Origin of the sequence: Gluconobacter frateurii (assembly GCF_002723955.1) — a bacterium.
Classification (GTDB): Bacteria; Pseudomonadota; Alphaproteobacteria; order Acetobacterales; family Acetobacteraceae; genus Gluconobacter; species Gluconobacter frateurii.
Genome location: NZ_BEWN01000001.1, coordinates 415,309 through 438,594, shown reverse-complemented (window position 1 = coordinate 438,594; position 23,286 = coordinate 415,309). Strand labels below are relative to the sequence as shown.

20 protein-coding genes are annotated in these 23,286 nt (G+C 58.1%); 14 read left to right on the top strand and 6 right to left on the bottom strand.

The genetic code is table 11. The annotated features are described in order from the left end of the window. Positions 1 to 247: 247 nt before the first annotated feature. Together GFR01_RS01960 and rpsD are read right to left on the bottom strand one after the other, a co-directional pair. The gene (locus tag GFR01_RS01960; RefSeq protein WP_099181064.1) at positions 248 to 529 is read right to left on the bottom strand and encodes a hypothetical protein; all 282 of its coding nucleotides are present in this window, start codon (positions 527 to 529) and stop codon (positions 248 to 250) included. A gap of 196 nt (positions 530 to 725) precedes the next feature. Beyond that, entirely contained in the window at positions 726 to 1,343 is a 618-nt protein-coding gene (gene rpsD / locus GFR01_RS01955; protein WP_007282513.1) for a 30S ribosomal protein S4, read from the bottom strand. Positions 1,344 to 1,690: 347 nt separating this feature from the next. Between rpsD and GFR01_RS01950 the strand changes: the two genes are divergently transcribed. Together GFR01_RS01950 and GFR01_RS01945 are read left to right on the top strand one after the other, a co-directional pair. Further along, the gene (locus GFR01_RS01950; protein ID WP_063904266.1) at positions 1,691 to 2,161 is read left to right on the top strand and encodes a BON domain-containing protein; all 471 of its coding nucleotides are present in this window, start codon (positions 1,691 to 1,693) and stop codon (positions 2,159 to 2,161) included. A 57-nt stretch (positions 2,162 to 2,218) separates the two neighbouring features. Continuing rightward, entirely contained in the window at positions 2,219 to 3,463 is a 1,245-nt protein-coding gene (locus GFR01_RS01945; protein WP_099181063.1) for an MFS transporter, read from the top strand. Here the strand turns inward: GFR01_RS01945 and GFR01_RS01940 are convergent. After that, positions 3,426 to 4,808: an MATE family efflux transporter gene (locus tag GFR01_RS01940; RefSeq protein WP_099181062.1), complete on the bottom strand. Its 1,383-nt coding sequence runs from the start codon at positions 4,806 to 4,808 to the stop codon at positions 3,426 to 3,428. The genes GFR01_RS01945 and GFR01_RS01940 overlap by 38 nt on opposite strands. An 87-nt stretch (positions 4,809 to 4,895) precedes the next feature. Between GFR01_RS01940 and cysS the strand changes: the two genes are divergently transcribed. The 4 genes from cysS to GFR01_RS01920 are packed head-to-tail and all read left to right on the top strand — an operon-like array spanning position 4,896 to position 8,888. Continuing rightward, entirely contained in the window at positions 4,896 to 6,254 is a 1,359-nt protein-coding gene (gene cysS / locus GFR01_RS01935) for a cysteine--tRNA ligase (RefSeq protein ID WP_099181061.1), read from the top strand. A gap of 4 nt (positions 6,255 to 6,258) precedes the next feature. Then, positions 6,259 to 7,035 (top strand): RNA methyltransferase, encoded by a 777-nt coding sequence (locus GFR01_RS01930; protein ID WP_007282518.1) that lies wholly within the window; start codon positions 6,259 to 6,261, stop codon positions 7,033 to 7,035. 4 nt (positions 7,036 to 7,039) lie between these two features. After that, complete coding sequence (locus tag GFR01_RS01925) at positions 7,040 to 8,026, top strand: ion channel (protein ID WP_244902111.1); 987 nt, start codon at positions 7,040 to 7,042, stop codon at positions 8,024 to 8,026. Further along, positions 8,019 to 8,888 (top strand): aldose 1-epimerase family protein, encoded by an 870-nt coding sequence (locus tag GFR01_RS01920; RefSeq protein ID WP_244902110.1) that lies wholly within the window; start codon positions 8,019 to 8,021, stop codon positions 8,886 to 8,888. The genes GFR01_RS01925 and GFR01_RS01920 overlap by 8 nt, the downstream gene beginning before the upstream one ends. A gap of 48 nt (positions 8,889 to 8,936) precedes the next feature. Here GFR01_RS01920 and gltX read toward each other — a convergent pair whose 3' ends face one another. Continuing rightward, positions 8,937 to 10,271 carry a glutamate--tRNA ligase gene (gltX, locus tag GFR01_RS01915; protein ID WP_007282521.1) on the bottom strand — a complete coding sequence of 445 codons (1,335 nt, stop codon included), beginning with the start codon at positions 10,269 to 10,271 and terminating at the stop codon, positions 8,937 to 8,939. 289 nt (positions 10,272 to 10,560) lie between these two features. On the opposite strand from gltX, the gene GFR01_RS01910 reads away from it, so the two are divergent. The 4 genes from GFR01_RS01910 (at position 10,561) to GFR01_RS01895 (ending at position 13,947) form a co-directional block, all read left to right on the top strand. Next, positions 10,561 to 11,154 carry a LemA family protein gene (locus tag GFR01_RS01910; protein WP_007282522.1) on the top strand — a complete coding sequence of 198 codons (594 nt, stop codon included), beginning with the start codon at positions 10,561 to 10,563 and terminating at the stop codon, positions 11,152 to 11,154. Between the two features lie 14 nt (positions 11,155 to 11,168). After that, entirely contained in the window at positions 11,169 to 12,011 is an 843-nt protein-coding gene (locus GFR01_RS01905; RefSeq protein WP_099181059.1) for a TPM domain-containing protein, read from the top strand. Between the two features lie 108 nt (positions 12,012 to 12,119). After that, complete coding sequence (locus GFR01_RS01900) at positions 12,120 to 13,145, top strand: Dyp-type peroxidase (protein WP_099181058.1); 1,026 nt, start codon at positions 12,120 to 12,122, stop codon at positions 13,143 to 13,145. A gap of 1 nt (position 13,146) precedes the next feature. Further along, the gene (locus GFR01_RS01895; RefSeq protein WP_099181057.1) at positions 13,147 to 13,947 is read left to right on the top strand and encodes a family 1 encapsulin nanocompartment shell protein; all 801 of its coding nucleotides are present in this window, start codon (positions 13,147 to 13,149) and stop codon (positions 13,945 to 13,947) included. Positions 13,948 to 14,026: 79 nt separating this feature from the next. Here the strand turns inward: GFR01_RS01895 and GFR01_RS01890 are convergent, their stop codons facing one another. Then, a complete protein-coding gene (locus tag GFR01_RS01890) occupies positions 14,027 to 15,439 on the bottom strand; it encodes a sugar porter family MFS transporter (RefSeq protein ID WP_099181056.1) in 1,413 nt (470 codons plus the stop codon). Between the two features lie 308 nt (positions 15,440 to 15,747). On the opposite strand from GFR01_RS01890, the gene GFR01_RS01885 reads away from it, so the two are divergent. After that, complete coding sequence (locus GFR01_RS01885; protein ID WP_218016646.1) at positions 15,748 to 15,948, top strand: entericidin A/B family lipoprotein; 201 nt, start codon at positions 15,748 to 15,750, stop codon at positions 15,946 to 15,948. Positions 15,949 to 16,012: 64 nt separating this feature from the next. Here the strand turns inward: GFR01_RS01885 and ade are convergent, their stop codons facing one another. Beyond that, entirely contained in the window at positions 16,013 to 17,710 is a 1,698-nt protein-coding gene (gene ade / locus GFR01_RS01880) for an adenine deaminase (protein WP_099181588.1), read from the bottom strand. Positions 17,711 to 17,916: 206 nt separating this feature from the next. On the opposite strand from ade, the gene GFR01_RS01875 reads away from it, so the two are divergent. From GFR01_RS01875 to GFR01_RS01865, 3 genes are all read left to right on the top strand, one after another. Next, positions 17,917 to 20,475: a TonB-dependent receptor gene (locus GFR01_RS01875; RefSeq protein WP_063904591.1), complete on the top strand. Its 2,559-nt coding sequence runs from the start codon at positions 17,917 to 17,919 to the stop codon at positions 20,473 to 20,475. A 96-nt stretch (positions 20,476 to 20,571) separates the two neighbouring features. Further along, entirely contained in the window at positions 20,572 to 21,795 is a 1,224-nt protein-coding gene (locus GFR01_RS01870) for a TIGR03862 family flavoprotein (protein ID WP_373317573.1), read from the top strand. Positions 21,796 to 21,799: 4 nt separating this feature from the next. Next, the gene (locus tag GFR01_RS01865; protein WP_063904279.1) at positions 21,800 to 23,245 is read left to right on the top strand and encodes an ATP-binding protein; all 1,446 of its coding nucleotides are present in this window, start codon (positions 21,800 to 21,802) and stop codon (positions 23,243 to 23,245) included. Positions 23,246 to 23,286 lie beyond the last annotated feature (41 nt).

Below are 23,286 nucleotides of genomic sequence, written 5' to 3'. Positions count from 1 at the left end.
GGCCGTCTATGTCAAGGCGGGTGGCACATAATTCGGGGTTGAGGCGCATCTACATACGCATCTGGCATGACCTGCCGTGATGTCACAACATAGAGTCCTGAAACTGGAGGCATGGCAAAAGACAGAGGCACAAAAGTGTCGATACCTCTTGCTTCAGAAAAGGATGTGGAACAGCCCAATATCGCCCAACAGACAGCTTTCAGCGTCCATGAACGCATCTGTCCGCTCCTGAAGTTCTACACGTTGCCTACCATCTGAAACCCAGATTATGGCCAGTCAGACTCCGGACAACACCTGTCACGGTATCTACGGCTTTCCCGGCCGCAGTTCGTTCCATAACGGGAGGCTTAATCGGGCATCTCTGGGATGAAACAATAACTGTTCCGTCCTTGCACCGCACAAGATGCAGGCGGGGCGGCGGTGGAGGGTAATAATGCGTATCGGGTGCCACAAAGGTATTGATCCCATGTGCATCAGCCGGGCAGCAGACTACAGCACAGATCAGAACCACACCCAGCCCAACACGCATCTTCCATCGCCCCTGCTTGACGCGACACACAAGGCATCACTCAGAAACGTATTGATACATTCACAAGACAGGACAGTTCAATCCTGCGCGGCTTCTTTAGTTCTCTGCATGGCCAAAACAAAAAACGCCGGATGGGAGACCCATCCGGCGTTTTTCGATCGCGTTCTGATCCGGGCCCGAAAGCCCAAAACCCGAATTAGCGGGAGTAGAATTCGACAACCAGGTTCGGTTCCATCTGCACCGGATACGGCACATCGGAGAGAACCGGCGTACGCAGGAACGTACCCTTCATCTGGCGATGATCGACTTCAACGTATTCCGGCGTGTCGCGCTCGCCCGTCTGCACGGAGTCAAGAACGATGGCGAGGTGCTTGGACTTCTCGCGCACTTCGATGACGTCGCCTTCCTTCACGAGGTAGGACGGGATGTTCACCTTCTTGCCGTTGACCGTAACGTGGCCATGGCTGATGAACTGACGTGCTGCGAACGGCGTGATCGCAAACTTCAGACGGTACACAACGGCGTCCAGACGACGCTCCAGCAGACCGATCAGGTTCTCGGAGGTGTCACCCTTACGACGGACGGCTTCGTCGTAGTACTTACGGAACTGCTTCTCGCTGATGTTGCCGTAGTAGCCCTTGAGCTTCTGCTTGGCCATCAGCTGGATGGAGAAGTCAGAAGGCTTCTGCTTACGACGCTGACCATGCTGACCCGGACCGTATTCACGACGGTTCACAGGGGACTTTGCACGGCCCCAAAGGTTTACGCCGAGACGGCGATTGATCTTGTACTTGCTCTCAAGACGCTTTGACATGGGTTAACCCCTGTTCATACATCAGGCCCGCCCCATGCTGCATGGCGAGCCGTTTTGTTGCGCCGGTAGGCCCTTCCCCGAATTGGAAAGGACGGGCGCGCACCCAGAAACCGGAGCCTGCGGGGTACAGAAACCCGCGATGATGGCCCGGCCGGTACGTCCTCGTTTCCGGCAGTGGACCCGCGCCTAACAGGTCCCGAGCTCTTCTGTCAATCGAAGGCCGAGTCTGACCCCTGTTATTTTCTCGCGGCAGATGCGTATAAAGCGCGCAACCTCTTCCGGGGGGTTTGCGCTAACGGTCTGGTACTCCCCGCGAATTGGGGAGCCATGCCTTTTTGAGTTTGCCCATGAAAATCTATCGCTTCAATCCCAAGGCCGGCCGTATCGCTGAGGGTTCCCTCGAAGGACTGATCCAGTCCCTTGATGCACCGCCGCCGCCCAAGCCGGGTGAAAGCGCCATCAAACGAGCCTTCAAGAAGTTCGGCCTCGCACAGATGCATATGTCGCACCTCGTGATCGATGACCGCACGATCTATCTGCGCGGCAAGGCCGATTCCGCAAAGGCCCGTGATCAGATGATCCTCACCGCAGGCAATGTTGCAGGCGTGGCCGCTGTCGAAGCCGAGATTCAGGTTCCCCCCGGAACGCCCGATCCGAAGTTCCTGGAAATCAAGACCAGCCAGAACCTGGACGAGGTCGCCGAGAAGCTGCCGGAAGATATTTCAGGCGATGAGCTTCTTGATGCAAATCAACCGCTTGTCACAAGCAAGGATGACATTTATCCGGGCCAGACAATTCGTCTGCCAACGGAGAATTGAACTGACCTGCCCGGACACTTCCACGTGAAGAGGTCCGGATAGCTTTTCAGGGTCCGGATGGTGGGCGGATTTCCCCCTATTCCGGACCTTTTCCATATGGAATTAATCGAACCAGTCGATGTCGAACGGGTGCGTCCACCCCACGGTGTCGAGCCAGCCATGTTTGCTCTTATGCTGGCAACATTTACGATCGGGACTGGCGAATTCGCCATGATGGGCCTTCTGCCCGAATTCTCCCATTCCCTGGGCATTTCCATTTCCCGTGCCAGTTCCGTCATTTCAGCCTATGCGCTGGGTGTCGTGGTCGGAGCACCCCTCATTGCGGTTGCTGGTGCAAAACTCCCCCGCCGCACACTCCTGCTAGCCATGCTTGTGCTTTTCCTTGTGGGAAATATCGGCACGATCCTGATGCCGAACCTTCTTGACATTGAAGTCATGCGCTTCATCACCGGACTTCCACATGGTGCATTTTTCGGTGTGTCAGCACTCGTCGGCGCCTCCATGGTTGAGCGCGCAAGAAGAGGCCGCGCCGTCGGACGTGTCCTGTCCGGCATCATGTTCTCCACCGTGGTAGGATCACCCCTGTCCACCTACGCCGCCAATCACCTTGGCTGGCGAGCCGCATACGGCGCAATTTCCATCCTCGGACTGCTCTGCTTTCTGGCTCTCTGGTATTTCGCCCCGCGAGACAAGCCTCACCCGGACGCCAATGCCCTCGCCGAACTCGGTGCCTTCAAGCGCCCTCAGGTTCTGCTAACCCTTCTGACAAGTGCCATCGGCTTCGGCGGCCTTTTCGAGGTCTATACCTTCCTCACCACAGCGTTGTCGGACGTCACACACCTGCCAGACTGGGCCGTGGCGCTCTATCAGATCGTGTGGGGTCTGGGCATGGTCGCAGGCAATTCGTTCGGCGGCGCCATGGCGGACCGGAACATCAACCGGACGATCCTGTTCTCCCTCGCTGCCAGTTGCGTCTTCATGCTTGGCTTCTGGCTATTGCTGCCGTCCCCCATCGCCATGCTGCTGATCACTTTCCTGATCCCAGCCACGCTGATCGGCATTTCCCCCGCTATCCAGACCCATCTGATGGAAGTTGCCGGAGACGCCCAGACACTGGCCGCGTCCCTGAACAACTCGGCCTTCAACATCGCCAATGCCGCAGGCACATGGCTGGGCGCTTTTCTGGTCAGTTCCGGGCTGGGGCTGGCCTCAATCGGCTGGGGATCGGCCCTTCTCTCCGCAGGTGGTTTCCTCGCCTATCTGATTACGATGGCACAGGCTCGGCTCTCCGCATCACGCTGAACAGCCGAATGCCCAAGGCGACAGAGCTAACCGTCAGCGCTGCCGCCATGCCAATCCATAGGCCTTCCGCACCCCAGTGTCCCTGGAAGGCCAACCACCCACCAAAAACCAGACCAATCAGGCCGTAGTTCGAAACGGCAATCACCATCGGCCAGACCGTATCGCCACAGCCTCTCAAAGCGCCGCTAAAGACAACCTGAAGGCCGTCCACAATCTGGTAGATCCCGGCAATCTTCATCAGGGTGATGACAAGCGCAGCCGTTGCCGGATCAGGGGCGTGACCGGTGAAATACAGACTGACGATCTTTTCCGGCCAGACCAGCAGCAGTGCCGAAGACAGCACGGACCAGACCAGCACAATCCAGATGCCAGTCCAGGCAGCACGACGGCTCTGATCCATCCGCCCTGCCCCGCGCCAGTACGCTACGCGGACGTTCGTGGATTGGCCGATCGCCAGACACACCATGAACAGCAGCGCACTGACATTCACCGCAACCTGATGAGCCGCCAGACTCTGCGTTCCCAACTGCCCCGCCCGAAGACTGGTGATCTGGAACATCAGGATTTCAGCCGCAGCCCCCATCATCATGGGCAGACCGAGCTTCAGAAGTTCCTTCATGACCGGCCAGTGTACAGCCGCCGGCTTCATGACAGCCCGCACACGCGGATGCATCAGGCACAGACCCGTCAGGGCAAAGCTGATCGCCCAGCCCGTCAGCGTCGTGGCCGTTGCTGAGCCAAACAGTCCCATGGCGGGCAGACCGAACCAGCCATGAATCAGCGCCGCATTCGTAATGCCATTGCAGATCGCCATGGCCGGCATGATCCACAGCAGAAGCGTTTCCGCCCCAAGCGATGGAAGCGCCACACGCAACACACCGATCACCGCAAGATCCGGCAACAGCGACAGCAGCAGAATACGAATGAAGTGGCTGCCCTGCGTCACCACATCACTTGGTTCTGCGAGCCACGCGAACAGCGGCTGCACGAACCACAACAGCAAAGCACAGGGAACAAAGACCAGAAGCGCCAGAAGGAACGTTGCGCTCATCACGCTGCGCCCGTCATGGGAGTCTCGACCGTGATCTTCCGCACCCCGCCCATGAGACAGAAGTACGCCTGCACCACCCAGAATGGTCTGGCACGTCACCATGGTGGTAAAGAAAAAGGTATTGGCCAAACCGCCAACCGCCACTTCCGCAACGCCCAGACCGCCCAGAAGAATGGTGTCCGTCACGCCCATCGACATTTCGGAGAGCTGCGACAGGGCTAGCGGCAGGGCGACCCGCAGAAGGGCAAGAGCATGTCCGCGGGGAGAAGTAGGATCTTTAAAGGTGCTACACATAAGTCTCCCTATCGCAGGGCAGATCATGCAGACAAGAGTAACAAAGCCTGTTGCACCAAAACGGCTGCTGGCGCATTGATCGCCTCTATGGCCGATCCCGTTCCTCACGTGCTCCGTCTGCACGACACCCACGCGCGCGAAAAGCGACAGTTCACACCACTCGATCCGCAGAACGTCCGGGTCTATTTCTGTGGTCCCACCGTCTATGACCGCGCCCATCTGGGCAATCTGCGCGCCATGATGTGCGCAGATATCCTTGTGCGCCTGCTGCGCGTCCTGTATCCGCAGGTCACCTATGCGCGCAACGTCACGGATGTGGACGACAAGATCACCGCGCGCGCCAGAGAGAACGGCGAAGACATTTCCGCCCTGACCGCCCGGACGACCGAAGCCTTTCATGAAGATTTGGCGTCACTGGGCATTCTGCCGCCTGATATCGAGCCACGGGCCACGCATCATATTCCCGAAATGCTGGAAATGATCGGCCGCCTGATCGAAAACGGTCACGCCTACGAGGCCGAAGGGCACGTCCTGTTCGCCGTCCGGAACTTTCCGTCTTATGGCGAACTTTCCGGCCGCTCGCTGGATGACATGATTGCTGGCGCCCGCGTCGAAGTTGCGCCCTACAAGCGTGATCCGGGCGATTTCGTGCTCTGGAAGCCCTCCGCACCAGATCAGCCTGGTTGGGACAGCCCTTATGGTCGTGGTCGCCCTGGCTGGCACATTGAATGCTCCGCCATGTCTCACCGGTATCTGGGCGAGAGCTTCGATATTCATGGCGGCGGCGACGACCTGCTGTTCCCGCATCATGAAAACGAGCGTGCGCAGTCCCTGTGCTGCTATCCGGGCAGCAAGTTCGCCACGCACTGGCTCCATAACGGCATGCTCCTCTCCAACGGGGAGAAAATGTCCAAGTCTCTGGGCAATTTCTTCACCATCCGGGAAGTTCTGGAAAAATCCCCAGCGGAACCGCTGCGCCTCCTGTATCTGGGCGCGCATTACCGTTCGACGCTGGATTTTACATGGGACAAGCTGGAAGAAGCGCGTCGTATTCTGGATCGCCTCTACCGCGCCCTTGAGCGTGGAGACGCGCAACAAGAAGCGAATGTTCCAGCAACCGTGCTGGATGCCCTGTGCGACGATCTGAACACACCGCTCGCCATCGCAGCTCTTCACCCGCTGGCAGACGCTGCCATGCAGGGCGATCAGGAAGCCGCATCCGGTCTTCTGGCTGCTGGAAAGCAGCTTGGTCTGTTTCAGGTCTCCCCGGCCGAATGGTTCCGCTCAGGTGTTGATGCGTCCGCTATCGAAGCCCTGATCGAGGAACGTCTGGCAGCCCGCAAAGCCCGCAACTTCGCCCGCGCGGATGAAATCCGGAACCAGCTTGCCGCAGACGGCATCACGCTGGAAGACGGTCCCGGCGGCACCACATGGCGGAAGGCATAATCCCATGACCGGACGTGATGGTGGCGCCGATCTGGAACCGATCGGTGAATTCGACCCCGTTGTCATTCTCGTGCGCCCGCAGCTGGCCGAAAATATCGGCACGACTGCCCGTGCCATGGCAAATGGCGGCCTGTTCCATCTGCGCATTGTCGCGCCGCGGGACGGATGGCCGCAGGAACGCGCCTGGCCTGCCTCTTCCGGCGCCCATCGCATCCTCGACAACGCGCAGGTCTTCGAAACAGTCGATGACGCCGTGGCCGACCTGCACCGCGTCTTCGCGACATGCCCCCGACCCCGCCATGTCGTGAAGCCTGTCATGACGGCGCGCGGCGCTGCTGCGGAACTCCGTGTCGCTTCTACGCGCGGCCTGCGCACCGGTATCCTGTTTGGGCCGGAACGTGCCGGCCTCGACGTCGAAGACATGGCCCGCGCCGATACGCTGGTGCGTTACCCACTCAATCCGAAGTTCATGTCCCTCAACCTCGCCCAGGCCGTGCTGGTCATGGCCTATGAGTGGTACCTGACCGAAGACATGACGCCCCCGCGTGATCTCATGACCAATGAGACGCATGTGGCCACCAAGGGCGAGCTGGAAAACTTCATGTCCCATCTGCTGCGGGAACTTGATGACTGTGGCTTCCTGCGCAACGAACAGAAGAAACCGGGCATGATCCGCAATCTGCGGCATTTCTTCACACGGGGCGAAGTGACCGAACAGGAGCTTCGCACTCTCCATGGCGTGGTCAGCGAGCTGGTCAGCGCCAGAAAGGCGAGACGGTAAAACCATGATCCACTGGCGACACAGGCACCGGATGCATCCACGGCCTGAGGCGCTGGTGGTGGAAACGGCCAACCGCATCCGGGCACATGTTCTGGAAGAAAATGGCCGGGGCGACATTATCCGCACCGGTCTGAAAGATGGTTCCTTCGCAGACCTCTACCATCACCTGATGACCATGACATGGGGGACGTTCTTCTGGGCGTCCCTCCTTTTATATCTGGTTATCAACGTTGCTTTTGCAGCGCTCTATTACATGATCCCAGGCAGCGTCAGCGGCGTCCCGCATGGGGATTTCCTTGATGACGTGTTCTTCAGTGTCCAGACGATCTCAACCGTCGGATACGGGACAATGGCCCCCGTCGGACGCCTGACCAACACCATCGTGTCCTTCGAAGTGCTCGCTGGAATGATGCTCAATGCTCTCGCCACCGGCCTTGTCTTCGCACGCTTTTCCCGCCCCAGGGCCCGGATCCTGTTCAGCCATGTTGCTGTCGTGTCCTACGATGATCTGATCCCGACACTGACCATCCGCATCGCCAACCGTCGCCGCACGCTGATCCTGTCCGCCAATATCGAGATGACCCTGACGCGTCTGATGCCGGACGATCACGGCCGACTTGTGCGCCGCTTTGACCGATTGGCTCTGATCCAGTCACACATGCCGATTTTCCGGATCAGCCTGAACGCCACACACATGATTGATGAAACGAGCCCACTTTACGGCCTGTCAGCAGAAACCCTGATTGGCCAGAATGCAGAAATCATCATCACGATGGATGGGACAGACGAAATCTCTTCCCAGACCCTCTTCGCACGACATGCCTACGAGATCGGCCATGTGAAACACGGATACCGTTTCTCGGACATGATCCATCACCGCCCGGATGGCAGGGTCGAGGTCGACTTCACCCGGTTCCACACAACCGAACACGGGGACCACGACCCGATTGATCCGTCCACAGCGCATGAAAGGCACCATCACCATGTCTGACACCCAGCACAGCTTCGGAAAAAATGGCCTGACGGCAACGGTTTCCGCCCATGGCGCAGAGCTGACCTCCCTGCGGACCACTTCAGGGCAGGACCTGCTCTGGAACGCGGGGCCTGCCTGGGAACGCCATTCCCCCGTTCTGTTTCCCATCGTTGGGAAGCCGCCGGAAGATACGACGCTGAATGGCCAGCCCGTTACCCTGACCCAGCATGGCTTTGCCCGTGACATGACATTCCGCTGGCTCGAACGGACAGAAACCGGCTGTGTTCTGGAACTGGAAGATACACCCGAGACATGGCAGCTCTTCCCGGCAGCATTTCGCCTGCATCTCATCTACCGGATGGAAGAAACCGGCCTGCATGTCGGCTATGTTCTGACGAACCCCGCGGAAGACAGAACGCTGCACGCTTCTCTGGGCGCGCATCCCGCTTTCATGTGGCCTGTGAAACCAGACGCAGGACGTGATGCTCACCGCCTCACATTTGAAGCCGATGAAGTGGACCATATCCGGCGCATCAGTCCGGATGGACTGCTTCCGGAGGCAGTCGCGTCCCCAATCCATGACCGGATTCTTCCGTTACAGGACAGCTTGTTCGAAGCTGATGCCATCATCATGCTGAATGCCCGCAGCAAGGCTGTCGATTTCACAGGCCCGGACGGCAGCGGCCTGCGCGTGCACTGGGAGGGGTTCAAAGATCTCGGGATCTGGACCAAACCCGGTGCCGGTTTCCTGTGCATCGAGCCTTGGTATGGCTACGCCACACCCGTTGGTTTCGCCGGAGATTTTTCGGAAAAGCCGGGCCTGCTGCATCTACAGCCTGGCGAAAGCTGGGAAGCTTTCTGGAGCGTCGAGCCAATCTAAGGCTCGACATTGGGAATGCCCCCCGTCAAAGGGCATTCCCATCCTGAATCAGGCGCCGATTGCGTCCTGAAGACGTGACACCGTCCGCGCATGGCCCATCAGGCCCAGCAGCACATGCAGTTCCGGCCCGTTATCCTCACCCGTCAGCGCCAGACGGAGCGGCATGAACAGGGTCTTCCCCTTACGGCCAGACTTTTCCTTCAACGCTGTCGTCCAGTCCTTCCAAGTGTCTTCGCCCCATGGCTCGGCTGGTAGTGTCTCAAGCGCCTGCTTCAGGAACTCACGGTCTTCCGGCTGTGACGGCGGAACAATCGTGCCCTGCGTCACGTCCCACCAATGCGGGATTTCAGCCGTCAGATCGACATTACCACGCACCGCGTTCCAGAATTCTTCCGTCGCCTCGGCTGGAAGATGTTCCTTCGCCACCGAGAACGGCAGGTTGTGCAGAGCCTTGCGGTTCAGGGCCAGAAGCTGGCGCATATCGAAACGCGCCGCAGACTTGGAAACGTGGGAGATCTCGTAAGCCGCAATGGCCTCTTCCATCGTCATGACTTCCGGGTCATCGGATGTCCCGACGCGTGCCAGATACGACACGATGGACATCGGCTCGATCCCATCCTGACGAAGCGACTTCAGACCCAGCGCATCGAAACGCTTGGACAGCTTCCCGCCATCGGAATCCAGCAGCAACGGCAGGTGCGCGAACGTGAAGCGATCTGGCTTTGCACCCAGAGCTTCGGCAATGTCGATCTGGACACCCGTATTCGTCACATGGTCTTCGCCGCGGACGATATGCGTGATGCCCATTTCCAGATCATCAACAACCGACGCCAGCGTGTAGAGGATCGTGCCATCAGCGCGGATCAGGACTGGATCGGAGATTGCCGTCAGTTTGACGGAGCAGTCGTCCATGACGAGATCCTGCCACTTGCGGCTGCCATCCGTCAGTTTGAAGCGCCAGTGCGGCGTCTTGCCATTGGCTTCCGCACGCGCCCGCTGGTCAGGCGTCAGCTTCAGCATGGCACGATCATAGATCGGAGCCTTCCCAGCCCGGATGCGCATCTCGCGCTTGGCGTTCAGTTCGTACTCAGTCTCAAAGCACGGATACAGCCGACCAGAGGCTTTCAGCTTGTCGATCGCCGCTGCATACCGCTCCATCCGCGAGGACTGACGGGCCTCTTCGTCCCAGTCCAGCCCAAGCCATGCGAGATCCTTGCGGATGGCGTCCTCATACTCAGGCTTGCTCCGTGCGACGTCCGTATCGTCGATACGCAGCAGGAACTTGCCGCCATGACGACGGGCAAACAGGAAGTTGGCCACAGCCTGACGGGCATTGCCAACATGAAGATAGCCCGTAGGCGAAGGGGCGAAGCGCAGTTTCATGCCGCCTTAATGCCGCATGATCGCGCGTGATACCAGATGCTTGAAAGCCCTTCCCCGTGGCAGGCTCCCGGCCCCACAAAAACGGCCTGCGTTTCAAATAAAACCTGCCCATCATCCTGATATAATGTAGCAGCGAGACGAAATACTTCGGGTTTCACCACATCGGAAAAAGAAACGTTTTTTCGTTCAGTCTGATCTGCTGTAAAGAATACAGGAACAGACCCTCACGACTGATACTTTCTTCTCCCATCAGAGTGATGATCCGATTTTTGATTTCAGAGGACTCTTGATGAAAAAACTTCTCATTCCGGCGATTCTGGTCATCGGGCTCATCATCCTGATGGGGTCGAACTACAATCGCTTCATGGGTGCGGATCAGCGCGTTCAGGAACAGATGGGCCAGCTTCAGAACGAAGTACAGCGCCAGTCAGACCTGATTCCCAACCTGGTCAACACGGTCAAAGGCTATGCCACACACGAGCATGATACCCTGACCGACTATGCCGCAGCCCGCTCCGGTGAAACGCCACTGAACCGCATTGACCCACGTTCGGTCAGTGATGAAGCCCTCCAGAAGAAAATTCTGGATGCCCAGACGCGCAACGCTCAGGAAATCAAGGCCATCACCGCCGTTGCCGAGCAGTCTCCGCAGCTTCAGGCAAACCAGAACTTCTCAAGCCTGATGGTGCAGCTTGAAGGCACACAGAACCGCATCACCGTGGCCCGCCAGCGTCTTCAGCAGGCCATTCTGTCCTACAACCAGACAGTCATGCACTTCCCCGGCAACCTGCTCGCCGGCGTGATGGGCTATCACCAGCGCGTCTATTACGAAGCCTCACCGGCTGCCCAGACGCCGCCCGTTGTCGATTTTTCAAAACACTGACCTGACAGAAGACCATGCAGACTGTGCTGACCATGATCCGTCCACTGCTCATGCGCATTCTGCATCCTGTGTTCTGTGCGCTCGCACTGCTGTGCCTTTCCTTGACTGGCACAGCAGAAGCAGCCCCTCTGACCCAACTTGTCACTGATCCGAACAATGCCCTGTCAGACGCGGAACGGGACCAACTGGTCGAGAAACTCACGACCCTCCGCGAAACGCTTCCGAGCCACCCGCATATCCTGATCGATCTTCCCGGCCATGTGGATGATATCGACCAGTATGCCAATGAGACATTCCACGCTTCCGGCATCGGCCAAAAAGGACAGGACAACGGTCTGCTGATCGTTCTGGACATTCCGGATACGCAGTCCCGCATTGAGGTCGGATACGGCTTTGAAGGGGATCTGACCGATCTCCAGACACACACCATTCTCGTTGCGGCCCGACCCGACCTGAAAGCCGGACACTATGTTGCCGCACTGAACGGCATGGTCGACACCATTGGTGAAACCCTTCGCAAAAGCGATACCACAGTGCAGGAAACCGTAGCGCCTGACGAAGCCGTCACCTTTTCCAGCACGGATATGCTTCTTGGTGGCGGTGGACTGCTGCTTTTCCTTGTTGGCACTGTCTTTACAATCCGCGCGCAACGCCGACAAAGCCGCGGAGAGCCCCTTTCCTGGCTGGACCGTTTTCTCGTCAATGTTCCATGGGATGTTCTTCTGAACATTCTCATCAACATCCTTTCAGTTGCTGCCCGCAGCAAGTCCGGAGGAAGCAATAACTCCGGGAACAGAAACAGCTACAGATCCGGCGGCGGAGATTCCGGTGGCGGTGGCTCGAAGGACAAGTGGTAACAGTCATTCCGGCATAGGATCGTCCCCGTCAGAACCTTGCCTTAATCTGTTTCCCTCCTATGGTGACCTCAGAACGCTTCAACACTTTGTAAAGAAGATCTGAGAGCCTTGCAGAATCCTCAACCCGTCGCGGCAACGCTGACCAGTGCCTCTGTTTTCCTTGTCGCGACACTGGATGAAACTCTTTCCGATGGCACGCAGATCCGCGAACTGCTCGGAGACATGTCCTCGCTGGTTCGGGGCATAGGCTTTCGTATTCCTGATGGGCGCCTCTCCTGCGTCACGGGCATTGGCGCAGACGCATGGATGCGGCTTTTCGGCACGCCTATGCCCAAGGATCTTCACCCGTTCGAGGCCATTAGCGGCGTTCATGACGCCCCCTCCACGCCCGGCGACATGCTGTTCCATATCCGTGCCGCGCGCATGGATCTGTGCTTTGAAATGGCCGCCACGATCGCGTCCAGACTGGAAGGCGCAGGGAAAATCATCGATGAGGTTCATGGCTTCAAATATTTCGATGAGCGCGACCTGCTTGGCTTTGTGGATGGAACGGAAAACCCATCCGGTCAGGCGGCGCTCGACTGCACACTGATTGGCGATGAAGACCCGGATTTTGCGGGCGGCAGCTACGTCATCATCCAGAAATACCTGCATGATCTGAAGAAATGGAACGCCATTCCGACGGAAGTGCAGGAACACATCATTGGTCGAAAGAAGCTGTCGGATATCGAACTGCGTGAAGCCGAAAAACCCAGTTACGCCCATAATGTTCTGACCAACATTGAAGAAAACGGCGAGCAGCTTCAGATCGTGCGCGACAACATGCCGTTCGGCGAAGTCGGCAAGGGTGAATACGGCACGTATTTCATTGGGTACGCCAAATCCCCGTCCCGTATCGAACAGATGCTCCGTAACATGTTCATCGGAAAGCCGGTTGGCAATTACGATCGCATTCTGGACGTCAGCCGTGCCGTCACTGGCAATCTCTTCTTCATTCCCACGGCGGACTTTCTGGATAACGCTCCGGACATGCCTGCTCCTTCGGCTGAACAGTCCCCTGCTCCGCCTCATGTCGCTCCAGACTCAAAACCATCCGGCTCACTGGGTATCGGTTCGTTGAAAGAGGATCACTGAAATGAACAATCTTCACCGTCATCTCGCCCCGATTTCAACCGCTGCCTGGGCGCAGATCGAGGACGAGGCCTCCCGCACCCTCCGCCGCCATCTGGCCGGTCGCCGCATCGTGGATACATCCGAACCCAAGGGCGAAAAATTCTCGGCCGTTGAGACGGGTCGCATGATCAGCATCGAGGCTCCAAACGACGGGGTCAGTGCATCCCTGCGTCAGGTTCTTCCCGTTGTCGAACTGCGCGTCCCTTTCACGCTTTCGCGTGCTGAGATTGATGCCGTGGACAGAGGATCAGAAGATTCCGACTGGCAGCCCGTCAAGGACGCGGCTCAGAAAATCGCGTTCGCGGAAGACCGGGCCATTTTCAACGGCTACGCCCCAGCTGGCATCAAGGGTATCCGCGAAGCAACGTCCAACACGGTCTTGGCCCTTCCGGCAAGCATTCAGGACTACTCCCACGTCATCGCCGATGCTCTGAACGAACTGCGTCTGGCTGGCGTCAACGGTCCGTATTCGATCGTGCTCGGCGCCAAGGCCTATCAGGCCGTCAGCGGCGGCGATGATGACGGATACCCGATCCGCAGACATCTTGAGAGCATGATTGACGGCAAGATCATCTGGGCTCCGGCCATTGAAGGCGCGTTTGTTGTCACAACGCGCGGCGGTGATCTGGCACTCGATATCGGACAGGATTTTTCGATCGGCTATCTGGGTCATACTGCCGAGACGGTCGAGCTCTACATTCAGGAAAGCTTCACCTTCCGCGTGCTGACCAGTGAAGCCACCGTTGCCATCAACCCGGCCTAATCTTTCCGAAAAAACGCCTGTTACAGAAAAGGCCTCTCCGGGAATGGAGAGGCCTTCTTCATAAGAAGTCCAGAAAGCTTTACCGTCCGATATCCCGCAGACGATAACCATGATTGAGGCGATTTTCGATCGTCTCCAGGGAAACGCCCTTCGTCTCCGGTACGAACAGCAGCGTCACGATGATGAACAAGGCGTTGAGACCGGCATACAGCCAGAACGTGTTCGAAGAACCGAGCGTGCTCAGCAGGCCAAGGAACGTAGCACCGACAATGATGTTCGTTCCCCAGTTGGTCACGGTTGAGCAGGTAATCCCGAAATCACGGCCCTGAAGAGGCTGCACTTCCGCACACAGGATCCAGATCAGCGGCCCAGCGGAGAAGGCAAAGCCTGCGATGAAGCAAAGCAGAACCGAAATTGCGAGGTAATGCGTCAGAGAGCTTGCATGATCGCCCATCCCCATCAGCATGGCCAGAATCCCGAGCCCGGCAGCCATAATGGCAAATCCGGCGATCAGCATCGGGCGACGGCCCCAGCGGTCAGCAAAGGCAATGGCGATGAAGGTCGCAAGGCAGTTCACCAGACCGACAGTTGCCGTTCCCCACATCTGCCCGTCCTGACCGAACCCGACTTCCGCAAAAATCCGCGGAGCGTAGTACATGACCACATTGATGCCCGTGAACTGCTGTACAACCTGCAGACCAATCCCCAACATGACGGAGCGGCGGAAGTTCGGGTTTTCAAGAAACATGGCCAGACCACGCTGCTTGGCCTGCGAATTCAGCTGATCCCGAATCCCCTGAATTTCTGCATGAGCATGCTGATGGCTATGCCGCAGCGTGCTGAGCGTCTTCAGGGCCTCTTCATCCCGGCCGCGTAGCATAAGCCAGCGTGGACTATCCGGCAGAAACAGAGAGCCGATCAGGAACAGTGCCCCCGGAACACCGACAATGCCCAGCATCCAGCGCCATGAGCCGCTATAAGACAGGACGGCATTGGACACGAACGCCAGAAGAATGCCCGTGGTGATCATCAGCTGATACATCGAAATCAGGCTGCCGCGACGGCTCTCATCAGCAATTTCGGAAATGTAGAGCGGCGCAACAAAACTGGCGATACCGATTGCCAGACCAAGAATGGCGCGCCCGATGATCAGGATTGCTACCGAGTGAGCAACGGCGCACAGAATGGCCCCGACGACAAACATGGCTGCACTGTAGGTCAACGACTTGCGACGCCCCAGCGCATAGGACATCCGCCCTGCCAGTAGAGCGCCAACCGTTGCCCCGACCATCATGGACGACACAATCCAGGATAGTTCGAAGTCAGATGCCTGAAACTCGGCCTTGATAAAGCCCAAAGCACCGGAAATCACACCGATATCCAGACCGAACATCAGCCCTGCAATGGCTGCCAGCGCAACGGCCAGCATCATACGCCCTACCATGGGAGGGCGTGCGGCAACGGGCTGAGCGTGAAGTGTTGCATCACTCATGAAAAGAACTCCGGCACCCGCGCAGGATATGCCGCTGAAAGGAGAGAACAGCACCCTCGTCATGCGACGACTGGTTCATTCGCTCCATATATAACATTATAAAAGTTACATCATCATACTTTTATGTGATTTGTGAGATTTCCGTGACCGAAAATCAGAGTATGCCCGGTGGTTCGTTATCGTAACGTCCATTTAGGTCATCCCAGGAGCAGTTTTCCCGAAAACCCTGGGAAAGAAAAAACGCAACTTTTTGACAAGACAGACAGTTATGTCCCGGACTGACACATTCAGAAGAAGGACATGCCAGCATGACCAACAACCGCAAATCCACGTTCGCCCGCCTGATGCTCGTTTCTGCTCTGCTAACGGGAACAGCTGTTTCCCTGTCCGCCTGCAACACGACCCGTGGCGCTGGCCAGGACGTCAGCGCCGTAGGCCATGCAACGTCCAACGCCGCTACGGATGCACAGCATGGCATCTCCAATGCGACCGGTGCATCCACGCACTGAAGACATCCTTGAGGATTGTCGAAAAAAGCCCGCTTCCGTCCGGGAGGCGGGCTTTTTTTATGCGTTACACCAGTTCCATGGTCCCGACATCAATCATGCCAAGGTCGGTGATCTTGAGATGAGGAATGACCGGCAAAGGCAGGAAAGCCAGTTGCAGGAACGGCTCTTCCAGAGACACACCCATTTCCTTTGAGGCCTTGCGCAGAACGATCAGGTCATCCCGTACCTGCTCAAAGGACGCATCACTCATCAGGCCAGCCACCGGCAGACGCAGTTCTGCAATGACCTGCCCATCGCGGACGGCCACAAAACCGCCCCCCGTTTCTTCCAGACGGTTTACGGCCACAGCCATATCGGCGTCATTGGTGCCCACAACGCAGATATTATGGCTGTCGTGCCCAACGGAAGACGCCAGTGCCCCATGTCTGAGACCAAACCCCTTTACGAAGCCTCGCCCGATATTGTCGTTGTGTCCGTGACGCGCAACGACGCAGACTTTCGCAACATCCGCATTCAGATCGGGCAGAACCTGACCATCCGCCTCCGGCAGAGTGAGTCGCAGATACTCCGTAATGATCTGCCCCGGAATAATCCCCATCACAGGGCGAGCCTCACCAGAACCGTGAATTTCCATATCTGCACCCGTCACCGTGCCGGGAAGCTTCACGCTTCCAAGGCCGACCGGGGGGATAACGTCACGCTGTGCGAACAGATCGTCGCTGACCAGACGTCCAGCGGAGATCACATCCGAGACCAGGCATTTCTCCAGATCATCCAGCAGCACGATATCCGCCCGCTTTCCTGGCGCAATCTGCCCACGATCCCGCAGACCGAACGCGTTGGCGGCAGAAAGCGACGCAGCGCGATAGGCCGCCAGCGGCTCAACGCCAAGTTCGATCGCCCGGCGGATCAGAAAGTCCAGATGCCCTTCATGCGCGATTTCGAGCGGGTTCCGGTCATCCGTACAGAACGCGAAGAACGGAGACGTCGCCACATTCAAAAGCGGAACCAGAGCTTCCAGATCCTTGCAGACCGATCCTTCACGGATCAGAACTGTCATCCCTTTCCGGACTTTTTCCAAGGCTTCCGCAGCAGCCGTTGCTTCATGATCCGTGGAGATGCCTGCCGCAAGATACCCGTTCAGGGCCTTGCCGCGCATCAACGGTGCATGACCATCAATATGGCCCCCGGCAAAAGCCGCCAGCTTGTCCAGACATCCCGGATCGCCATTCAGCACCCCCGGAATATTCATGAATTCCGCAAGCCCGATGACCTTCGGATGATCGCGATAAGCCACAAGATCGGCGGCATCCAGCGTTGCACCTGATGTTTCCATCGGTGTTGCCGGAACACAGCTCGACAGATTGACCCGCAGATCCATCACCGTTCGTTCTGCGGATGCCAAAAAGTAGTCGAAAGCCGCACGTCCCAGCACATTGGCCATTTCATGCGGATCGCAAATGGCTGTCGTCACACCATGAGGCAGCACACAACGGTCAAATTCAAAGGGCGTGACGAGCGATGACTCAACATGCAGATGCGTGTCGATAAAGCCGGGAACAGCAATGCGCCCCTCACCCTCAATCGTGACACGCCCCTCATAGTCACCATAGGTCCCGACAATCCGGTCTCCACAGAGTGCGATATCTGTCGGAACAAGCTCACCCGTCACCAGATCGAACAGGCGGACGTTCCGGATCACCAGATCGGCTGGTTCACGCCCCTGACCCTGAGCCACGCGGCGCTGGATTGCGTTCTGCATTTTCATAATCTCCGAACGTCAGCAGTGACCACTTATAGCGCGCAGATCCCTCCGCACTCAAAGCAAGCTTTCCAACCCTATTTTGTTGCGGAAATATCACGATTTTTTATGTCGTAATGTTTCATGTGTCAGACTGTTGATGATTGTGACGAAGCATGGTTTTTGCCTCTCGCCTATTTCACTATCCGAGAAAGACCATCTTCCTGATGCGCCTTGCACGCCTGCTTTCCACGTCCGCGCTTATTGCTCTGGGGACCGCCCCTGCGCTGGCGGCCACCGCTCCGTCAGCACCAGATCACAAACCAGCCCGCCATCAGGAAGCTGCTGCTGCACCGTCCATGATGGGCAATACCGCACCGACGGATGAAGCTCATGAAGAGCATGTCGCGGTCAGTGGGCATCGCAAGTATTTCGACGGCGTTACACGCCGTGACGTTGGCGGCGGCCTGATGCAGAAGCAGGATGCGGCAAAGTCCGTATCCAGCGTGTCTCGCGACTTCATTGAAAAGCAGGCTCCGGGTCAGGACCCGATGCAGCTCATCTCCCTGCTTCCGGGCGCAAACGTGTCGTCTTCAGATCCGGCAGGCCTCACAGGAAGCCACATGAGCTCCCGTGGCCTAGATCAGACGCAGATGGGCTTTACGCTCGAAGGCTTCCCGATCAACGACGTCGGCTCCTTCCAGACATATTCCCAGGAAATCGTGGATTCAGAGAACCTTCAGAAGGTCAATCTTGCTCAGGGTTCTGCGGATCTGGACAGCCCGCATCTGAGCGCCACGGGTGGTGTGGTCGACATGTACATGATCGATCCGAAGATGAAGGCTGGAGGCGCATTCGACATGTCCTACGGGTCTTATGACTATACCCGTGGCTTCCTGCGCCTCGACACTGGCAAGATTGGCCACACGAACCTGCGTGCCTATTTCTCCGGTTCCTATGCAACCGAAGATGCCGTCCACAGTGAAGCGACGAACCGCAAGCTGCATGCGGAAGGCAAGATCGTGAATGACTGGGGCGACGGCAACCGCGTCTCTCTCGCGATCGTGGGCAACCGCCTTTACAACTACCTGAACCGCTCCGTGAACATGGCGTCCTGGGACGAATACGGGTTGGGCGTGAAGGACAAATATGTGGCCTCCTGCTCGGCTGGTGCAACCTGCACACGCCCGAATGGCACCACGTTCAAGAACAACACCACGGCCACGATTTCCAACACCGTCTATAACGGCGTGTACAAGGACCCGACAGGCCAGACCACGAAGAGCGATGCGGACTATTACAAGTTCCATCAGAACCCGTTCACCAACATCTACGTCAGTGCACCGTCCACCTTCAAGTTGACGGACCACCTGACACTGACGGAAACGCCGTACTTCTGGTACGGCAGCGGCAGTGGCGGCGGAGCGTACACCGTTCCTACGAGCTACGGCGCGACAAGCATGGGCGGCACACTTGAAGGCAAGACCGTTGCCAAGGGCAGCCTGCTGTATGAACCGTCCATCACCACAACCTATCGTCCGGGTGCCGTCACGAAGCTGACGCTGACAACAGGCGTAAACCGCCTCATGGTCGGTTACTGGTTCGAATATTCCAAGCAGATCCAGAGCGGCCCTGCTACGGGCATTGGCGCGGATGGAACGCCCTGGAGCGTTTGGGGACAGGCCGCAAACTACGTCTTTGATAATGGGCAGACCTATCAGTACCGCTCCAACCTGACGCAGACCCGCGTTCATACGATGTTCATCGGTGACAGCCTGTCGCTGCTGAACAACAAGCTCACGATCGAAGGCGGCCTGAAATACGCCATCGTCACCCGTGATGCACACAACATGCTGCCGAACACATCCACGGGTCCGTATATCAACAAGACCTATTACGAACCGCTGCCGACAGCTTCCGTCCGCTATCAGATCAACCCGGAAAACCAGATCTTCATCTCCGGTGCGACCAACTTCCGGATGCCGACGAACTACGCCCTTTTCGATGCCGGCACTTATTATTCCGTCAAGGCGCCCAACCAGGCCAGCAGCGGCTATGCCACGCGTGGAACATCAAACCTCAACCCAGAAATTTCCATCTCGGAAGAAGCCGGCTGGCGTTACACGGGATCGACCATCATGGGGTCCATCACGTACTTCCATTACAATTTTACGAACCGCTTCTTCTCGCAGAGCGAATGCACGGATGATGCGTGCTCGAACTATTACAGCAACAACATCAATGCTGGCGGTCAGAGCACAAATGGTGTGGATGCCGAAATCGGTACACGGCCGATCTTCTACCATCTGCGCCCATATGTGTCCTTCGAGTATGTCGATGCCCGTACGACCAGCAACCTGCTCGGCGGCAGCGGCAGCTCCACAGACTACCTGCACACCAAGGGTAAATTCGCACCTGAAACACCTAAATATCAGGTCGCATTCAACCTTGATTACGATGATGGCAGTCTCTTCGGCGCGTACAACCTGAAATACGTTGCCAAGCAGTATTCGACCTTCATGAACGATGAAGCCGTTCCGTCCTATGTCCGCATGAACCTGACGGTCGGTTATCGCTTCCACAATGTCGGTTTCCTGCAGAGCCCGAACATCAAGCTCAACATCAGCAACATCACCAACAAGCACTATCTCGGCTTCCCGCTGAGCGTGCAGACAAACGCAACCACCATGAAGGGCATTTTCGGCAATACGGTCAAAGGCACAGCCCCGACCTACGCCATCGCAGCTCCCTTCGCCGCAACCGGTTCCATCAGCGCCGGTTTCTGAAACAGTCCTGCCTGAGGCCGATCAACCTGCGGCCTCAGAACCTTGCTCAGGTGCAAGTGCCTGACAAACGACCCGGCTCGTGGCAATCAGACAGCCATGAGCCGTTTCCCCATGCCCCCTTCCGTCGCCATCATCGGCGCAGGCCCTGCCGGGCTGTTCGCCGCCGAATATCTTTCCGCCCACGGATGCCGTGTCGAGATCTTCGAGCAGATGCCGAGCGTTGGGCGTAAATTGCTTATGGCGGGCCGAAGTGGCCTGAATCTGACACATTCCGAACCTCTGGAACGCTTCCTAACGCGATATGGCGCGGCTCAGAACTGGCTTTCTCCAGCCCTACAGGCTTTCCCACCCGAAGCCCTTCGTGACTGGGCAGAAGACCTTGGCCAACCCTGTTTCAGCGGCACCTCAGGGCGCGTCTTTCCCAAAAGCATGAAGGCCTCCCCGCTCCTGCGAGCCTGGCTGGCCCGTCTGGCTGAACAGGACGTCGCCATCAGGACCCGCCATCGCTTCACGGGCTGGGACGGCCAGACACTTTGCTTTGAGACACCAGAAGGCCCTGTCACTTTCAGCCCAGACGCCGTTATTCTTGCCATGGGTGGCGCGAGTTGGTCCCGGTTAGGGTCGGACGGAAAATGGGCTGACCTCCTTGCGGCGGAAACGGCCCCCTTTGCCCCTGCCAACTGTGGATTTACGCCCGACTGGTCAGACGATTTTCTACGCAGACACGAAGGCAACATCCTTCATTCAGTCGGCCTGTCCTTCGAGAACGAGAAAACCCGCGGAGACCTGACAATCACTGCGCGTGGCCTGGAAGGGTCTGCCCTCTACGCACTCTCCGCACGTTTGCGAGAAGCGATCGCCAGAGATGGCAGCGCGACCATCCTGCTGGACCTGCGCCCAACCCTTTCTGAAGACGCGGCCCTGAAACGACTGCAGGCCCAGCGCCCAAGGGAAAGCCTGTCCAACCGTCTGCGAAAGGCGTTCGCGCTGGACAGCACAGCCCGCGAACTCCTGCGCGATGCAACACCCAAAGACGCCACACCGCATCAACTGACACAAACCCTCAAGACGCTTCCCATCACCCTGACGGGAACGGACACCCTGGATCGCGCGATCTCTACGGCGGGCGGATTACGGCAGGATGCGCTGGACAAGCATTTCATGATCCGCTCCAGACCGGGCGTTTTCGCCGCAGGAGAAATGCTGGACTGGGAGGCGCCAACTGGGGGCTATCTCCTGCAGGGATGTTTTTCCACCGGTCTTGCTGCCGCAAAGGGCGTCCTTGGGTGGCTAGAATCGTCAGTTTCGGGTATCCGCTGACACCATGACATCCATCGTTCTCGGACAGGGCCGCGACGGCTCAGACACCTGCATTGATTTGCCGGAACTGCTGGCTACGCGCCTGCTGGTTCAGGGTAACTCCGGCTCGGGCAAATCCCATCTTCTGCGCCGCCTGCTGGAACAGACCGCAACACTCGTCCAGCAGATCATGATCGATCCGGAAGGCGATTTCGTCACTTTAGCTGAGCGCTATGGTCATCTGGTGATCGATGTTGAAGACCAGTCTGAAGCCAGCCTTCGTGCTGCTGGCGAACGTGTCAGAGCCCATCGTGCATCGGTTGTCCTCAATCTGGAGCAGGTGGAAGCCGAGATGCAGCTGCGTGCGGCCGGGGCGTTCCTCAACGGCATGTTCGAAGCCCCCCGCGCGCACTGGTATCCGGCCCTCGTCGTCGTGGATGAAGCGCAGCTTTTCGCCCCTGTCGCAGGCGGGGACACATCCGACGAAGCCCGGCGCCTCTCGCTGGGTGCCATGACGAACCTCATGTGCCGTGGCCGTAAGCGTGGTCTGGCAGGCGTCATCGCCACGCAGCGTCTGGCCAAGCTGGCGAAGAACGTTGCAGCCGAAGCATCGAACTTCCTGATGGGCCGAACCTTTCTGGATATCGACATGGCCCGCGCTGCCGATCTTCTGGGCATGGAACGCCGTGCCGCAGAGTCTTTCCGGGATCTGGCGCGCGGACAGTTCATGGCGCTCGGCCCGGCACTGTCCCGACGCCCGAAGCTCCTGACGATCGGACCGGTGGAAACAGCAAGCCACAACACGGGGCCGGTTCTGGTACCGCTCCAACCCATGGATGCCGAGGACCTACGGGACATTATCCTGGAACCCGTCCACGAGTTCTCGCCACGCCCGCGCCGTGAAACACGGCCACCGCCGCCTGATCTTCTCGCGCAGCTCGATGCGTATGGCGCTACACGAGAGGCTGCCGAAGAACCTGCTGCAACGGCTGACATTACCGAGATTGATCCTGCCCAGATCTGGGACATGGTTGCTGGCGTCGCGTCTGAAGACGGCGCGGACTACAAGCCGCTCGCCACCCTGTATCAGGACTTTCAGCTCCGGGCCCGCATTCAGGGTCTGTCGCGGAATATTCTGGATCTCGGGCGCTTCCAGCGCATCCTGGCTACGATCCGCGCGGGTCTGGACCGGGAGCGCGCAGAAAGCGAGGACTGGCAGAAAGCCGAAGCCATTGCAGCGTCCCTGCCGGAAGACGTGCAAGGCGTCTTTCTCTTGCTGGCGCGCACCGCCCTCGATTCGGAGACCTGCCCGGACGATGATGCTTTAGCGCGCGCATACGGGACCCATTCGCTGGGCCGTGCCCGCCGCCAACTGGCTTATCTTGAAGAAAGAGAAGTCATAGTGTTGCAGGAGACCCCGTTCGGACGTCGCGTCGCGATCGTGGGCCTAGGCTGGCAAACGGCGTCATAAAACTGTCACCCGAGCTTCACACTAGGTTCACACACACCTCA

Bases quoted from the DNA above. Each gene is read 5' to 3' on its own strand.
- GFR01_RS01920 (WP_244902110.1), top strand. From the start codon at position 8,019: ATGTCTGACACCCAGCACAGCTTCGGAAAAAATGGCCTGACGGCAACG.
- GFR01_RS01925 (WP_244902111.1), top strand. From the start codon at position 7,040: ATGATCCACTGGCGACACAGGCACCGGATGCATCCACGGCCTGAGGCG.
- GFR01_RS01960 (WP_099181064.1), bottom strand. From the start codon at position 529: ATGCGTGTTGGGCTGGGTGTGGTTCTGATCTGTGCTGTAGTCTGCTGC.
- ade (WP_099181588.1), bottom strand. From the start codon at position 17,710: ATGCAGAACGCAATCCAGCGCCGCGTGGCTCAGGGTCAGGGGCGTGAA.
- cysS (WP_099181061.1), top strand. From the start codon at position 4,896: ATGGCCGATCCCGTTCCTCACGTGCTCCGTCTGCACGACACCCACGCG.
- GFR01_RS01940 (WP_099181062.1), bottom strand. From the start codon at position 4,808: ATGTGTAGCACCTTTAAAGATCCTACTTCTCCCCGCGGACATGCTCTT.
- GFR01_RS01950 (WP_063904266.1), top strand. From the start codon at position 1,691: ATGAAAATCTATCGCTTCAATCCCAAGGCCGGCCGTATCGCTGAGGGT.
- GFR01_RS01945 (WP_099181063.1), top strand. From the start codon at position 2,219: ATGGTGGGCGGATTTCCCCCTATTCCGGACCTTTTCCATATGGAATTA.
- GFR01_RS01930 (WP_007282518.1), top strand. From the start codon at position 6,259: ATGACCGGACGTGATGGTGGCGCCGATCTGGAACCGATCGGTGAATTC.
- GFR01_RS01910 (WP_007282522.1), top strand. From the start codon at position 10,561: ATGAAAAAACTTCTCATTCCGGCGATTCTGGTCATCGGGCTCATCATC.
- GFR01_RS01865 (WP_063904279.1), top strand. From the start codon at position 21,800: ATGACATCCATCGTTCTCGGACAGGGCCGCGACGGCTCAGACACCTGC.
- GFR01_RS01905 (WP_099181059.1), top strand. From the start codon at position 11,169: ATGCAGACTGTGCTGACCATGATCCGTCCACTGCTCATGCGCATTCTG.
- GFR01_RS01890 (WP_099181056.1), bottom strand. From the start codon at position 15,439: ATGAGTGATGCAACACTTCACGCTCAGCCCGTTGCCGCACGCCCTCCC.
- GFR01_RS01870 (WP_373317573.1), top strand. From the start codon at position 20,572: ATGAGCCGTTTCCCCATGCCCCCTTCCGTCGCCATCATCGGCGCAGGC.
- rpsD (WP_007282513.1), bottom strand. From the start codon at position 1,343: ATGTCAAAGCGTCTTGAGAGCAAGTACAAGATCAATCGCCGTCTCGGC.
- GFR01_RS01895 (WP_099181057.1), top strand. From the start codon at position 13,147: ATGAACAATCTTCACCGTCATCTCGCCCCGATTTCAACCGCTGCCTGG.
- gltX (WP_007282521.1), bottom strand. From the start codon at position 10,271: ATGAAACTGCGCTTCGCCCCTTCGCCTACGGGCTATCTTCATGTTGGC.
- GFR01_RS01885 (WP_218016646.1), top strand. From the start codon at position 15,748: ATGACCAACAACCGCAAATCCACGTTCGCCCGCCTGATGCTCGTTTCT.
- GFR01_RS01875 (WP_063904591.1), top strand. From the start codon at position 17,917: ATGCGCCTTGCACGCCTGCTTTCCACGTCCGCGCTTATTGCTCTGGGG.